Source organism: Pseudonocardia sp. ICBG1293, from assembly GCF_020131355.1.
Lineage (GTDB): Bacteria > Actinomycetota > Actinomycetes > Mycobacteriales > Pseudonocardiaceae > Pseudonocardia.
The window spans coordinates 19,035-32,889 of record NZ_JAHLEL010000057.1 but is presented as its reverse complement, the minus strand read 5'-3'; the positions used below and the strand labels follow the sequence as shown (position 1 = coordinate 32,889).

11 protein-coding genes and 1 pseudogene are annotated in these 13,855 nt (G+C 75.3%); 5 read left to right on the top strand and 7 right to left on the bottom strand.

What is annotated here, in order from left to right; all coding sequences use genetic code 11:
• Window positions 1-12: 12 nt before the first annotated feature.
• From KPF47_RS33015 to KPF47_RS33005, 3 genes are all read right to left on the bottom strand, one after another.
• Window positions 13-1,764, bottom strand: coding sequence for a protein kinase family protein (locus KPF47_RS33015; RefSeq protein ID WP_224392652.1), 1,752 nt, complete (start codon window positions 1,762-1,764; stop codon window positions 13-15).
• Window positions 1,765-1,994: 230 nt separating this feature from the next.
• On the bottom strand, window positions 1,995-4,262 hold the full coding sequence (locus KPF47_RS33010) for a DUF6049 family protein (RefSeq protein WP_224392651.1): 2,268 nt from the start codon (window positions 4,260-4,262) through the stop codon (window positions 1,995-1,997).
• Window positions 4,259-4,807 (bottom strand): NUDIX hydrolase, encoded by a 549-nt coding sequence (locus KPF47_RS33005; RefSeq protein WP_062399002.1) that lies wholly within the window; start codon window positions 4,805-4,807, stop codon window positions 4,259-4,261. Before KPF47_RS33005 ends, KPF47_RS33010 begins: the two co-directional genes overlap by 4 nt.
• Window positions 4,808-5,001: 194 nt before the next feature.
• Here KPF47_RS33005 and KPF47_RS33000 point away from each other — a divergent pair, with 194 nt between their 5' ends.
• The 3 genes and pseudogenes from KPF47_RS33000 (at window position 5,002) to KPF47_RS32990 (ending at window position 7,822) form a co-directional block, all read left to right on the top strand.
• The gene (locus tag KPF47_RS33000) at window positions 5,002-6,486 is read left to right on the top strand and encodes a CCA tRNA nucleotidyltransferase (protein WP_374108936.1); all 1,485 of its coding nucleotides are present in this window, start codon (window positions 5,002-5,004) and stop codon (window positions 6,484-6,486) included.
• A 140-nt stretch (window positions 6,487-6,626) separates the two neighbouring features.
• Window positions 6,627-7,224, top strand: a pseudogene (locus KPF47_RS32995) (YqgE/AlgH family protein).
• A gap of 88 nt (window positions 7,225-7,312) precedes the next feature.
• Window positions 7,313-7,822 (top strand): DUF427 domain-containing protein, encoded by a 510-nt coding sequence (locus tag KPF47_RS32990; protein ID WP_224392650.1) that lies wholly within the window; start codon window positions 7,313-7,315, stop codon window positions 7,820-7,822.
• 44 nt (window positions 7,823-7,866) lie between these two features.
• Here KPF47_RS32990 and KPF47_RS32985 read toward each other — a convergent pair whose 3' ends face one another.
• Window positions 7,867-8,352, bottom strand: a complete 486-nt coding sequence (locus KPF47_RS32985) for an SdpI family protein (RefSeq protein ID WP_224392649.1) — start codon at window positions 8,350-8,352, stop codon at window positions 7,867-7,869.
• A 209-nt stretch (window positions 8,353-8,561) separates the two neighbouring features.
• Here KPF47_RS32985 and leuS point away from each other — a divergent pair, with 209 nt between their 5' ends.
• Complete coding sequence (leuS, locus tag KPF47_RS32980; RefSeq protein ID WP_224392648.1) at window positions 8,562-11,405, top strand: leucine--tRNA ligase; 2,844 nt, start codon at window positions 8,562-8,564, stop codon at window positions 11,403-11,405.
• 46 nt (window positions 11,406-11,451) lie between these two features.
• Window positions 11,452-12,210 (top strand): hypothetical protein, encoded by a 759-nt coding sequence (locus KPF47_RS32975; RefSeq protein WP_224392647.1) that lies wholly within the window; start codon window positions 11,452-11,454, stop codon window positions 12,208-12,210.
• A 31-nt stretch (window positions 12,211-12,241) separates the two neighbouring features.
• Here KPF47_RS32975 and KPF47_RS32970 read toward each other — a convergent pair whose 3' ends face one another.
• The 3 genes from KPF47_RS32970 to KPF47_RS32960 are packed head-to-tail and all read right to left on the bottom strand — an operon-like array spanning window position 12,242 to window position 13,817.
• Window positions 12,242-12,697, bottom strand: a complete 456-nt coding sequence (locus KPF47_RS32970) for a HEPN domain-containing protein (RefSeq protein ID WP_224392646.1) — start codon at window positions 12,695-12,697, stop codon at window positions 12,242-12,244.
• On the bottom strand, window positions 12,694-13,449 hold the full coding sequence (locus tag KPF47_RS32965; protein WP_224392645.1) for a UPF0158 family protein: 756 nt from the start codon (window positions 13,447-13,449) through the stop codon (window positions 12,694-12,696). The genes KPF47_RS32970 and KPF47_RS32965 overlap by 4 nt, the downstream gene beginning before the upstream one ends.
• A 50-nt stretch (window positions 13,450-13,499) precedes the next feature.
• Window positions 13,500-13,817, bottom strand: coding sequence for a hypothetical protein (locus KPF47_RS32960; protein ID WP_224392771.1), 318 nt, complete (start codon window positions 13,815-13,817; stop codon window positions 13,500-13,502).
• Window positions 13,818-13,855: the final 38 nt, after the last annotated feature.

The following is a 13,855-nucleotide window of genomic DNA, read 5'->3' as shown; positions in this document are numbered from 1 at the left end:
GAACGGGTCCGCTCAGGGTGCGGTGCGCCGGAACCCGATGTCGTCGATCTGCGCCTGGTTGTCCGGCCCCAGATTCGTGATCCACAGCAGCACGTGCTGGGTGGGCCGGCCCGGGTCGAGCCCGACGGTCGTCCGTCCCGCGGAGAGGGTCACGGTGTCGAGCAGGGTCGTCTGCGCGACCGACGTCGGCTCCGCGGACGGGGCCGAGCGGACCTCCACGACCGCGCCCGCGGTCGGCGAGTCGATGGTCAGCCCGGTGAGCGGCAGGGCGTCGTCGAACGAGGCCAGGACCCCGATCCCGGGCTTGAGCGCCGGGAAGGGCTGGAAGTACCGGCTCGTGGTCCACACCGTGGCGGGGTCGCCGTCGACGAGGTTGCCGACGGTGCCGGCGTTGTCCGCGTCGCCGACCGGGTCGAACACCGTCGCCGTCACGTCCTGCACCGGGGCGCCGGCACCCGACGGCGCGGCCGGCTCCTGCGGGGCGGGCACCTGCACCGGTGCGCTCGCCGCCGGTGGGATGACCACCGGCGGGGTACCGCCGCCACCGAACAGCATGCCCAGCTGCACCGCGACCCAGCCGAGCACGACCAGCACACCGACGGCGAGCACGCCGAGTCCGATCCGCAGGTTGCGGCGGCGCCGGGGGTCGTCACGGGTGTCGGGCAGCCGGTCGGAGTCCTGCCACACGTCGTCGGGCTCGGCGGGGGCGCCGTCGTGGACCGGGGGGAAGAAGGCCTGGTCGGCGTCCTCGGCGACGACGTCGGCCAGCATCCGGTGCATCGCCGCGGCGGTGTGCACCCGGCTGACGCCCTCGCCCTGTCCCAGCGCGCCGCTGCACAGCGTGTCGAGCTCCAGGGGAATCCCGGGCCGCAGCTGCGAGGCCGGCCGGAGCCGTCCCGCGGGGGTGCGGTCGGCGGCGACGAGTCCGGCCCGGGCGGCGTCGGACACCGACAGCGGCCAGCGGCGGGTGAGCAGGCAGTAGAGGATCCCGCCGAGCCCGCGGACGTCGTCGGCGGCGGACACCGACGGGCGAGGGAGCAGGAAGGCGAGCATCGCGCGGCCGTCCGGGGTGATCCGGACGCGCTGCGGGTGGTCGCAGCCGAGGACCAGGCCCTGCTGGTGTGCCTCGGTGGCGGCGGCGGACAGGGTCTCGACGGCCTTGGCGGCCCGCTGCGCGCGCACCGGGCCCTCGGCGACGGTCTCGGCCAGCGAGCGGCCCGGCACCCACTCGGCGACGGCGGCACCCAGCACGTCGGTGGGCAGGCCGTGCGTGCCGGGGGCCAGCACGTCGAGCAGCCGGGCGCTGCCGGGGTGCTCGAAGCAGCCCGAGCGCAGGGCCCGCACGATCATCTCGCCCGCACGGGCGGTGCCCTCCGGGTCGTCGGAGCGGTCGTCGGCGGGCAGCCTGCGCAGCAGCGTGACGCCGACCGGGCGGCGCAGCACGGTGTCCTCGGCGCGCCAGAACTCCGCCCCCGCGGCGGGGTCGGACCCGATCCGCTGGCGGAGCACGTAGCGCTCGGTCAGTGGCGAGCCCGCGGCGGTGCCGGCGGTCTCGCGGACGGGTGGGATCCGCTCGGTGGGCCGCGCCTGGGCGGGCACGGTGGCGGTGGGCTGCTCGTCGGCGGGCACGCCGGCGGCTCCGGGCGCGTCGGCGGTCGCCGCGGCGTCGGCGGGGTCGAGCGACGGGTGCGGACGGGGTGCCGCGTCGTCCTCGACGGGGTGGGGGCCGGTCCGGGCAGTGCGCTCGCCGATCTGCCCGCTCAACGGCCTCGCCCTCCCCTGGCGCTCGGTGTCGTGTCCGGCGTCAGCCTACGGCACTCGGTCGGATGCGGACGAGCCGAGAACACGCCTCCGCACCCGTCCTCACTGTCTTCGGAGGGCCGGACCGATCGGTTTGCCTCACGGCCCCCCGGATTCGGCCGGTAGCACCTGTGGTGCGACGAACGGTCAATACCGCACGGCGAGCGACACGAGTGTTCCTCGTCTCGCCGGTCTCACGAGCGGTGCGCGCGTCCGGAGGGAGCCGGACCCCGCGGTGCCGGGGCGTCTGCGCCGGAGCCGGCCCCGGGATCGGGGCCGGCTCCGGCGGACGGGCCGGGCGCGGCGGCGGGCCGCAGCCTGCGCAGCACCCGCCGGACCACCAGGACCACCAGGACCCCGCCGGCGATCGCGGTCAGCCAGACCGTGACCGTCCCGTAGACCGTGGACCGCACCCGCAACCGGGTGTCCGGACCGAGCGCGACGCCGTCCGGGGTGAGCAGACCGGCGTCGACGCTGAACACCCCGGAACGGGTCACCTGGGCGCTGACCCGTACCTGGACGCGGCCGCGCGGCGGAACCGCCTGCACCTCGATCGGGGCGACCCGCAGCCCGGTGGTGCTCGACAGCACCACCCGTACGTTCATCGTCACCGGCAGCCCGTTCGCGACGGTGATGAGCAGAGGCGCGTCGCTGGTGCCGAGCGAGTACGGGCTGGGCGGTTCGACGACGCGCACCGACGCACGGATCTGCGCGATCCGGTCGGCGACGACGGCCTGCTCCCGATCGGCGCGGGCCGGGTCCCCGCGCCACCACGACGACACCGCTCGCAGGGTGCCGGTCACCAGCGGGTCGAACACGTCCGCGGGGCTGGCCCCGACCCCGGTCCGCGCCTCGGCCGCGGCCCGCAGCGCCTCGATCGTGCGGACCCGGTCGGCCACCCCGGACACGACCGTCCCGGGGATCTCCGCACCGCCGGCCTGCGGCGGGTAGAACAGCTGGGTCCCGCCCGGTGGCGCGTCGCCGCCGGTCAGCGTGGTCAGGGCGGTCGGGGCGAGCCGGCCGTCGTCGATCAGTGAGGTCAGGGCCGTCAGGACCCCGGCGGCGGCCGGTCCGCCTGCCGCCCACCGGTGCGGTGGCGCGATCACCAGGGGCCCCGTGGCGTCCCCGGCCCGGAACGCGAGCGCACCCGCGAGGTCCTGGCCGGCGAGCCCGCCCGCGTCCCCCTGCTGCACCTCGACGCCCGTGGGCCCGGTCGCGGCCTCGGTGAGCAGCGGGTCGGTGAGCAGGGCGGAGTCGTCGGCGTCGCGGCCGGTGCCGTCGGACCCGCCGACCCGCACCCGGCCGGAGGTCACCGTGCCGGTCACCCCGTCCGCGGAGAGCAGCAGCCGGGTACCGCCACCGAGCGCGTCCAGCGTCGCCTCGTCCACCACCCCGTCGGCCGGCCACACGACGTCGTCGAGGATCGTGGTCCCCAGCTCGGTGGACAGCGTCCGGCGCCCGCGGTCCAGGGCGTCCCGGGCGAGGTCGGCCTGGCCGCCGCGGACCAGGGCGACCAGGTCGGCGTCCGACGGCGGCAGCGCGACCACGCAGGTCCCGCGGGCCGCCGCGGTCAGCGCCGCCAGCCACTGCCCCGCCGCCTCCGCGCCACGGCCGGGCACGGACTCGTCGGGGCCGGTGACGACGCCGTAGCCCTCGCGCATCGCGGCCGCGGTGGCGACCAGCTCGGGGTCCACCGCGAGGCAGAGCGCGGCCCGGGTCGGGGACCCGGCGGGCGCCGCCGCCCCCAGCGCCTCGACCAGGCCGCGCAGCCTGCCGCCCTCGGCGAAGGAGCCGGCGAGGTCGTCGTCGGTGAGCAGCGGGGGCTCGCCGGGCAGCGGCGGGACCCGGCGGGGCGCGTCGGTGATCGGGTACAGCATCGTGACCGGCGCGGCGGCCGGCGCGGGCGGCGACACGGCACCCGGCAGCGACGAGACCGGCAGCATCGTGCGGACCCCGGCCAGCCGGGACGGGGTGCCGTCCACGGCGCCGTTGAGGTTCACCAGCAACGGGTAGGTGCCCGGGCCGGGCAGCGCCAGGGTCGACTGGGGCGGCCCGGTGAGGGGGACGGCGTAGCGGAACGGCACCGACGCGCCGGGGGCGAGCGGACCGAGGTCGGCGAACGCCGGGGTCGCGTCGTCGACGGCGGCCTCCCCCGCGAGCGCCGTCCGCAGCGCGGCCTCGCCGGCGAGCGCCGGTCCGCGCTGTACCCGCACGGACAGGTCGTCGATGACGTCCGGGCCGGTGTTGGTGACGGTCCCGGTGACGACGAGCTCACCCGGCCCCGTCGACGTCACCACCCGGGGCGCCATCGTGCCGACGTCGAGCCGGACCGGGGCGGCGGGCTGCTGGCGCGGGCTGTCCCGGGCGGCGGCCGGGGTCGCGCCCGCCGGGAGGGCAGCGGGCAGCAGCAGTGCCACCACCGCGGTGAGCACGATCGCGACCAGGGCCGCGACCCGGCTCACGCCGTCTCCTCCAGCAGGTTGGCCGCATGCCGGATCAACCGGCGTTCGTCGGCGTAGGCGAGGCGGCCCTCGAGCTCGTCGAGCGGCACCCAGGCCACCTCGGAGACCTCGACGTCCTCGTCGCACAGCTCGCCGCCGAGCGCGCGCATCAGGTAGTGGTGCACCGTCTTGTGCACGCGCCGGTCCTCGGCGACGAACCAGAAGTCGATGGTGCCCAGGGGAGCCAGCACCTCACCGATGATGCCGGTCTCCTCCTGCACCTCGCGCACCGCGGCCTGCTCGGCGGTCTCACCGGCCTCGATGTGGCCCTTCGGCAGCGACCACAGCAACCGGCCCCGCCGGTCCAGCCGGCCGATCAGCGCGGCGGCACCGGTACCGGGGTGCACCACGAGACCGCCCGCGGACGTCTCGTCCACCGTGCGCAGCCGCCGGCGCCGGTCCGGGGACCGGTCGGCGCGCCCGGCACGGCCGGCGCGTGCGCTCCGGCCCTCACGACCGGGTTCCGCGCCGCGCCCTGCCGAGGAGCGGCCGCGGGAGGTGGACATGTGGCGATGGTAACGAGGAGGTGGCCCGGAGGGAGGTCGACGAGCCGCCCGGGGGCGCGCGTCACCCGGTCGACCCGCCGTCGATCAGCGGTCGGAGCACGCGGCGTGACGCCGGACCCGTGCCCGCCGTCCGGGCGCGTTGCCTAGACTGGCCCGTCGTGTCCTCGTCGTCCCCGTCCTCCACCGCCCGACAGGTGATCCCGCCCACCCGGCCCCCGGCCGGCTCGGCCCCGGACCCGGACGAGCTGCAGCGAGCACAGGAGGATGCCGTGGTCGCACTCCTCGACGTCCCGTCCGTCGCCGACGAGCTGGCGGCCCGCTTCGCCGCCCGCGGTCACCTGCTCTACCTCGTCGGCGGCAGCGTCCGGGACGCGGTGCTGCGCGGTACCGGGGCGTCGGCCCGCGACTCCGGTGATCTCGACTTCACCACCGACGCCCGCCCGGAGCAGATCCTGGCGATCGTGCGCGGCTGGGCCGAGGCTGTCTGGGACACCGGGATCGCCTTCGGCACGGTCGGCCTGCGCCGCGACGGCCAGACGCTCGAGGTGACGACCTTCCGCGCCGACACCTACGACGGCGCCTCCCGCAACCCCGAGGTCCGGTTCGGCGACACCGTCGAGGGCGACCTGGTGCGCCGCGACTTCACGGTCAACGCGATGGCCGTCGAGCTCACCGGGCCGGACCGCCGCTTCGTCGACCCGCACGGCGGGTTCGCCGCTCTCGCCCAGGGCGTGCTCGACACCCCGGACCTCCCCGAGCGCTCATTCGCCGACGACCCGCTGCGGATGCTGCGCGCCGCCCGGTTCGTCTCCCAGCTCGGCTTCTCCCCCGCCGAGCGGGTCACCGCCGCGATGACGGGGATGGCCGACGAGCTGACCCGGATCACCGCGGAGCGGGTGCAGGCCGAGTTCAGCAAGCTGATGCTCGGGGAGCACCCCCGGCGCGGGCTGGAGCTGCTCTGCGACACCGGCCTGGCCCGGCACGTCGTGCCCGAGGTCCCGGCCATGCAGCTCGAGACCGACGAGCACATGCAGCACAAGGACGTCTACACGCACTCGCTGGTCGTCATGGAACAGGCCATCGAGCGCGAGGACGACGGCCCGGACCTGGTGCTGCGGCTGGCCGCGCTGCTGCACGACATCGGCAAGCCGGCGACCCGGCGCAAGGAGCCGGACGGGCGGGTCTCGTTCCACCATCACGAGGTGGTCGGGGCGAAGATGGCCCGCACGCGGCTGCGTGCCCTGAAGTACCCCAAGGCCCTGGTCGACGACGTGTGCCAGCTCGTCTACCTGCACCTGCGGTTCCACGGCTACGGCAAGGGCGAGTGGACCGACTCCGCGGTGCGCCGGTACGTCACCGACGCGGGCCCGCTGCTGGACCGGCTGCACAAGCTGGTCCGGTCGGACTGCACGACCCGCAACCGGCGCCGGGCCTCGGCGCTGCAGCGCAACTACGACGGCCTGGAGGACCGGATCACCGAGCTGCGCGCGCAGGAGGAGCTCGACGCGATCCGCCCGGACCTCGACGGCAACCGGATCATGGAGCTGCTGGGCATCCCGCCGGGCCCCGCGGTCGGGAAGGCCTACCGGCACATGCTGGCGCTGCGGATGGAGCAGGGCCCGATGGACGACGGCCAGGCCGAGGCGGCGCTGCGGGCCTGGGCGGCCGAGAACCTCTGACCCGGACACCCGTCCTGTACGTACGTCCACGAGGGTGTACGTACGTATTACACGAACGTATGGATGATCGTGCGGAGGTCTCCCACTACGGCGAACGGGTGGCGGCACCGCGTCCGCGTCGCAGGTGCGAACATGGACCGGTGCGGGAACACCGCGCCACGCGAGGCGCCGCCCTTCCCCCGGTCACGCCGGGGAGTCTGCTCGTCGCCGCCCCCGGCCTGGGCGACCCGAACTTCTCGCGGACGGTCGTCTACATGATCGAGCACCGTCCGCAGGGCAGCCTCGGGGTCGTGCTCAACCGGCCGGGCCAGGCGGCCGTGCGGGACGTGCTGCCGCGCTGGGCCGGGCTCACCAGCGACCCCGGGACCATGTTCGTCGGCGGACCGGTCGAGACGCGTACCGCCCTCTGCCTGGCCGCCCTGCGCACCGGCGAGACCGGCCGCGGGATCGGCGGCCTGATGCCGGTGCGACCCCCGGTGCAGCTGGTCGACCTGGACTCCGACCCGGCCCCGCTCGCGCAGCGGGTGCGCGGCCTGCGGATCTTTCGCCGGCTACTCCGGCTGGGACGCGGGCCAGCTGGGCGGCGAGATCGCCCGGGGTGACTGGTACGTCGTCCCCGGCCTGCCCGACGACCTGCTGACCACCGTCTACGACCAGCTGTGGGAACGGGTGCTGCGCCGCCAGGGCGTGCCCCTGGCGCTGCTCGCCACCTTCCCCCGGGATCCGGCCTGGAACTGACCCCGGCCGGACCGCACACGGTCGTCGCCGTGTCGCAGGGCGACGCCGTGAGCGGGCCGGGGATCGTCGACCGGCCTACCGTGGGGTCGTGCCGTTCGACCGTCGCCCGCAGCCCGACCCCGTCGGCCCCGGCCAGGAGTCGGTGTGGGACTACCCGCGCCCCCCGCGCGCGGAGCGGGTCGCCCGGCGCGCTGAGCTGTGGCACGGCGGGACGCTCGTCGCCGCCTCCGCGGACCTGGTGCGGGTGCTGGAGACGAGCCATCCGCCGACCTGGTACCTGCCCCGCACCGCGTTCGGGGACGGCCTGCTGGTCCCCGGGGAGCAGCGGACCTTCTGCGAGTGGAAGGGCGTCGCGCACTACTGCGACGTGCGCGTCCCCGGCACGCCGGTGCTCGCCGACGTCGCGTGGTGGTACCCGCAGCCGGATGCGCGCTACCCGGAGCTGACCGACCGGGTCGCGGTGTACGTGGCGCCGTTCGAGCGGGTGCTCCTCGACGGCGAGGTGGTCCGCCCGCAGCCGGGCGGCTTCTACGGCGGCTGGGTCACCGACGACGTCGTGGGCCCGTTCAAGGGCGGGCCGGGCTCGCGGGGCTGGTGAGTCCCGGGGCGCACCGGCGGCTCGGGCGCCGCGACCGGTGCGGGTCAGGCCTCGCGGGCGAGGCCGGTCCGGGCCCCGGGCTCCGATCCCGGCTCGGTGCCGGTCGCGTCACGGCAGCCCGCGACCAGGTCGCAGCCGGCGCAGACCCCGCCGCAGCTCGGTGCCGCGGTCTGCGCGGCGATCGCCGCCGCCGCGGCCCGCGCCCCGACCGCACCGCCGAGACCGGCCAGCACGACCGTCCCGACCAGCGCGATCGCACCCAGCACCCACGGGGCGGCGCCGGTCCGGTCCAGGAACACCAGCACCGTGCCGCCGACGAGCGCGACCGCCCCGGCGGCCCCCACCGGAGGCGCGGCCACCCGGTTGGCGACGGTGAACGCGTCGGCGGTGCGCAGGCTGTCCGCGGTGCGGACACCGAGGAACCGGTTGCGGGGCAGGCGGCCGGTCGCCCCCAGCACGGCGAGGACGACGAGGACCACCCCGGCCAGCAGGAGCAGGGCGGCGAGGAGCAGGCGGAGCGTCGTGGGCACGTGACCAGGGTAGAACCCGTCAGAACCGGTTCGCCCGCCCCGGCTACCCTGGTCACATGTGCACGGCTCGCCGACTTACCGGCGCGGCGTCGTAGCGACCACAACGGCGCCGCGACGACCCCTCCCGCCCGCACGGTGCGAGGGGTCGCGACGTGTTCGCCGGCCCGGGACGGGCCGTCACGACAGGTTCCCCCCGAGGTGAGACGGACATGAGCACCGAGACCAGCACTGCCACCGAGTCGCGCGCGGACCGCCCGGCGTACCGCTACGACGCCGAGATGGCCGCCCGGATCGAGCGGAAGTGGCAGGACTTCTGGGAGACCGAGCAGACCTTCCACGCCCCGGACCCGGGTCAGCCCGGCTCCGAGAAGCCGAAGGTCTACCTGATGGACATGTTCCCCTACCCCTCCGGGGCGGGGCTGCACGTCGGGCACCCGCTGGGCTTCATCGGCACCGACGTGCTGGGCCGCTACCTGCGGATGAACGGCCACAACGTGCTGCACCCGATGGGCTTCGACGCCTTCGGGCTGCCCGCCGAGCAGTACGCCGTCCAGACCGGGACGCACCCGCGCACGACGACCGAGGCGAACATCGCCCGCTACCGGCAGCAGCTGCGCCAGCTGGGCCTGGGCCACGACCCGCGCCGTTCGGTGTCCACCACCGACGTCGAGTTCTACCGCTGGACCCAGTGGATCTTCCGGGAGATCTTCGAGTCCTGGTACGACACCGAGGCCGGCCGCGCCCGCCCGATCACCGAGCTGCGCGAGCAGTTCGCGGCAGGCACCCGACCCACCCCGGACGGCCGCCCGTGGGCCGAGCTGTCCGAGGCCGACCGGCGGGCCGCCGTCGACGGGTACCGGCTGGCCTACATCTCCGAGGCGCCGGTGAACTGGTGCCCCGGCCTGGGCACGGTGCTGGCGAACGAGGAGGTCACCGCGGACGGCCGCTCCGAGCGGGGCAACTTCCCGGTGTTCCGCCGCAACCTCAAGCAGTGGATGATGCGGATCACCGCCTACGCCGACCGGCTGGCCGACGACCTGGACCGGGTCGACTGGCCGGAGTCGGTCAAGGCGATGCAGCGCAACTGGATCGGCCGCTCCGAGGGCGCCCGCGTGCGCTTCCCGGTGGTCGCCGGTGACGCCGCGATCGAGGTCTTCACGACCCGCCCGGACACCCTGTTCGGTGCCACCTACATGGTGCTGGCGCCCGAGCACCCGCTGGTCGGCTCGCTGGTCCCGCAGGAGTGGCCGGCCGGCACCGACACGCGCTGGACGGGCGGCGCCGCGACGCCCGCCGAGGCCGTCGAGGCGTACCGGGCCGAGGCCGCGCGCAAGTCCGAGCTGGACCGCCAGGAGAACAAGGACAAGACCGGTGTGTTCACCGGCGCGTACGCCACCAACCCGGTGAACGGCGCGGCCGTCCCGGTGTTCGTCGCCGACTACGTGCTGATGGGCTACGGCACCGGCGCGATCATGGCCGTGCCCGCCGAGGACACCCGGGACTGGGACTTCGCCGAGACCTTCGGCCTGCCGCACGTGCGCACGGTGCAGCCGCCCGCGGACTGGGCGGGCGGCGCGTACACCGGCGACGGCCCGACCATCAACTCCGCGAACGACGAGATCAGCCTGGACGGGCTGGGTGTCGACGAGGCCAAGCGCACGATCATCGACTGGCTGACGGCGCGGGGCGCGGGCGAGGGCGTCGTGCAGTACAAGCTGCGCGACTGGCTGTTCTCCCGGCAGCGCTACTGGGGCGAGCCGTTCCCGGTGGTCTGGGACGAGCACGGTCCGATCGCGCTGCCCGAGGACCGGCTCCCGGTCGTGCTGCCCGACGTCGACGACTACGCGCCCAAGACCTACGCCCCCGACGACGCGAACTCCGAGCCGGAGCCGCCGTTGTCCCGGGCGCACGAGTGGGTGGCCGTCGAGCTGGACCTGGGCGACGGCCCGAAGCAGTACCGCCGCGAGACGAACACGATGCCGCAGTGGGCCGGGTCGTGCTGGTACTACCTGCGCTATCTGGACCCGGAGAACGCGGAGCGGTTCGTCTCGCCCGAGGCCGAGAAGTACTGGATCGGGAAGGACGCGGCCCGGTCCGCGGCCGATCCGGGCGGCGTCGACCTGTACGTCGGCGGCGTCGAGCACGCGGTGCTGCACCTGCTGTACTCGCGGTTCTGGCACAAGGTGCTGTTCGACCTGGGCCACGTGACGAGCGAGGAGCCGTTCCGGAAGCTGTTCAACCAGGGCTACATCCAGGCCTGGGCCTACACCGACGCCCGCGGCACCTACGTGCCCGCGGAGGAGGTGGTGGAGTCCGACAGCGGTTTCACGTGGAACGGGCAGCCCGTCACCCGGGAGTACGGGAAGATGGGCAAGTCGCTGAAGAACGTGGTGACCCCCGACGACATGTGCGACCGCTACGGCGCGGACACCTTCCGGCTCTACGAGATGTACACCGGCCCGATGGACGCCTCCCGTCCGTGGTCGACCCGCGACGTCGTCGGCCCGCAGCGGTTCCTGCAGCGGGTGTGGCGCAACCTGGTCGACGAGGACACCGGTGCGGTGACCGTCGTCGAGGACGCGCCGTCGGAGGAGATCCTGCGCGCGCTGCACAAGGCGATCGCCGGGGTCCGCGCGGACTACCCGGCGCTGCACTACAACACCGCCGCGGCGAAGCTGATCGAGCTGAACAACGCGCTGACCAAGCGCGGGACGCCGGTCGAGCGCGAGGTCGCCGAGTCGCTGGTGCTGATGCTGGCCCCGCTGGCCCCGCACATCGCCGAGGAGCTGTGGCAGAAGCTGGGCCACGACGACACCCTGGCCTACGCCCCGTTCCCGGTCGCCGACGAGCGGTACCTGGTGGCGGACACCGTCGAGTACCCGATCCAGGTCAACGGCAAGGTCCGCTCGCGGGTCACCGTCGCCGCCGACGCCGGTCAGGACGACATCCGGGCGGCCGCGCTGGCCGACGAGAAGGTCGTCGCCGCACTGGACGGGGCCGAGCCGAAGAAGGTCATCGTCGTGCCGGGACGCCTGGTCAACGTCGTCCGCTAGGGAACGCAGCCGGCCTCCTGCCCGTTGGACGGGCAGGAGGCCCGCCATGAGCACACTGCTGACCCTGATCGTCGTCCTGGCCGTGGTCGCGGCCGTCGTCTGGCTGGTGCGACGGCACAACGCCGACACGGCCGCGGCGCTCGCCGACGCCCAGGCCGACGCCCGGCGCTGGGTGGAACGCCTCGGCGGCCAGGTACTGGCCCTGACCGGGACCGACGACCCGAGCCGCCAGGCACTGGCCGACGCCGCCGAGCGCTACACCGCCGCGGGCTCGCAGATGGAGCAGGCGCGCACGGCCGCGCAGTGCAGGCAGGTCACCGAGACCGCCTACGAGGGTCTCTACTACGTGCGCGCCGCGCGCACCGCGATGGGCATGGACCCCGGCCCCGAGCTGCCGCCGCTGCCCGGCCAGTCCCGCGCCGGTGAGGTGACCGAGGACCGCGAGGTCGAGGTGGAGGGCCGCACCCTCGGCGCGTCGCCGCGACCGACCGGCCGGAACAGCCACTACTACCCCGGTGGGACCGTCGCCGGGCGCCCGGTGCCGCGCGGCTGGTACTCCGAGCCCTGGTGGAAGCCCGCGCTGGTCGCCGGGGCCTGGGGGGTCGGTTCGGCGCTGCTGTTCACCTCGCTGTTCAGCGGGATGGCCGGTGCCGACCAGGCGGCCTACGCCGACGGGTTCGCCGACGGCGCCGCGCTCGACGACCCCGGCCTCGACCCCGGTGGCGTCGACGGCGCCGACCAGGGCGGGTTCGACGGCGGTGGCCTGTTCGGCAACGACTCGGACTTCGGCGGGGACTTCTTCTGACCCCGCCGGCGGCCCCGGGGAAGCCCGACGGTCAGGTGCGCGGGCCGCGTCGGAGCGGCTTCTCCGGCCGCCGGGTCGCCCCGTTCCCGGGGTCCGGCGGGCCGGACAGGGCGGGCTCGGCGAGCCAGGCCTCCACGGCGTCGACGACGAACGCGGCGTCGTCGAGGGCCGCGCGGGCCTCCGCCGCCGGTGCGGTGACGTCCGAGTGGTCGGCGAGCGCCCGGCGGTTGTAGAGCGACCGCAGGAGCCGTCCGGCCCGCGGGTCCAGCGACCGCTCCCGCACCACCCGGCGGACGAACGCGCTCACCACCTCGGAGTGTTCGGCACGGGTCTCCCCCAGCACCAGCAGCGCGGTCTCGGCGGCGCGGAACGCGGCGTGGAAGGCGCGGGAGACGGCGGCGTCGCCGAAGCCGTTCTCCGCCAGCACCCGGGCCCCGCCCAGCTCGACCCGGGCCCGGGCGAGCCCGCCGTGCACCCGCCGCGTCACCGGACCCGCACCGCCTCGACGCGGGCACGCACGACGGTCGGGTCGTTCGCCCGCACGAGCTCGCCCTGGCCGACCGGGAGCACGCTGATCGTCAGCCCGGTCCGCCGGGTGTGCTGCCACAGCACGTCGTCCATCGCGCGGACCTCCTCCCAGGGCAGGATCGGGAACCCGTCGTCGTCGAGCACGACGAGCAGGTCGATCGCGGACTCGACCGAACCCTCGCCGCTGGCCCAGGACCCGAAGAGCAGCACCTGTCGCAACCGGGGGCCGTAGAGCACGGCGAGGTCGTCGGCGACGGCGGCGGGCACGTCGTCGTTGGACGGGTCCGGATCGGGGTGGCGGGCACGCAGCCGCTCGCCGTCCTCGGGGTCGATCAGCCCGGCCGCGACCAGCCAGTCCGCCGCGCGCCTGCGGGAACGGGCGTCGCGGAACCGGTACCACTGGTCGCGGACCTCGGGGAACTCGAACAGGGTGTTCTTGAACCGGCGGAACGCGCCCCGCCCGACGATGGCGCGGTCCAGCAGCGCCGCGGCGCGCCGGTGCTGCACCCCCGCGGTGAAGTCGGACATGTCCCGGTAGGACTCCCGGGTGGTCACCGGCCGGATCTCCACCCAGTCCGGGCCGGGCCGGTCGCCGTCGGACAGGCCGTGCACCTCGGCGTCGGCCGGGTCGAGGTACCAGGTGAGCCCGGGGGTGCGGTCCTCGAGCGCGTCCGCGAGTGCGGACAGGTCGAGGCGGGCGGGGTCGAGCACGGGGCGACTCTATGCCCGGCCCGGGTCACGCGGCAGCCGTCGCGGGACGGTCAGTCGCGTTCCCGCCGGCGCGCCTCCCGGCCGTCTCCGCCCCCGTCGTCCTCGTCGTCGTCCTCGTCGTCACCGGTGCCGAAGAAGAACTGTGCGACCAGGACCGCGCCCCAGATCCCGATCGGGAGGATCGGCCAGAAGAACGGCAGGCCGTCCCCGTCGGAGGCCGACGCGAACGCGGTGACGACCCAGATCCCGGTCAGGACGACCGAGGTGCCCGCCCACGAGCGCCACTCGGTGAGGTGCTCACGCCGGGTCTCGGCCTTCTCCACCTGTGCGGCCTCGGCCCGCACCGACGGCAGCGTCGTGCGCTCCACCGGGGGCAGGTCGGTGACCAGCCGGTCGAGGTCCGCGC

Bases quoted from the DNA above. Each gene is read 5' to 3' on its own strand.
- KPF47_RS33005 (WP_062399002.1), bottom strand. From the start codon at position 4,807: ATGTCCACCTCCCGCGGCCGCTCCTCGGCAGGGCGCGGCGCGGAACCC.
- leuS (WP_224392648.1), top strand. From the start codon at position 8,562: ATGAGCACCGAGACCAGCACTGCCACCGAGTCGCGCGCGGACCGCCCG.
- KPF47_RS32975 (WP_224392647.1), top strand. From the start codon at position 11,452: ATGAGCACACTGCTGACCCTGATCGTCGTCCTGGCCGTGGTCGCGGCC.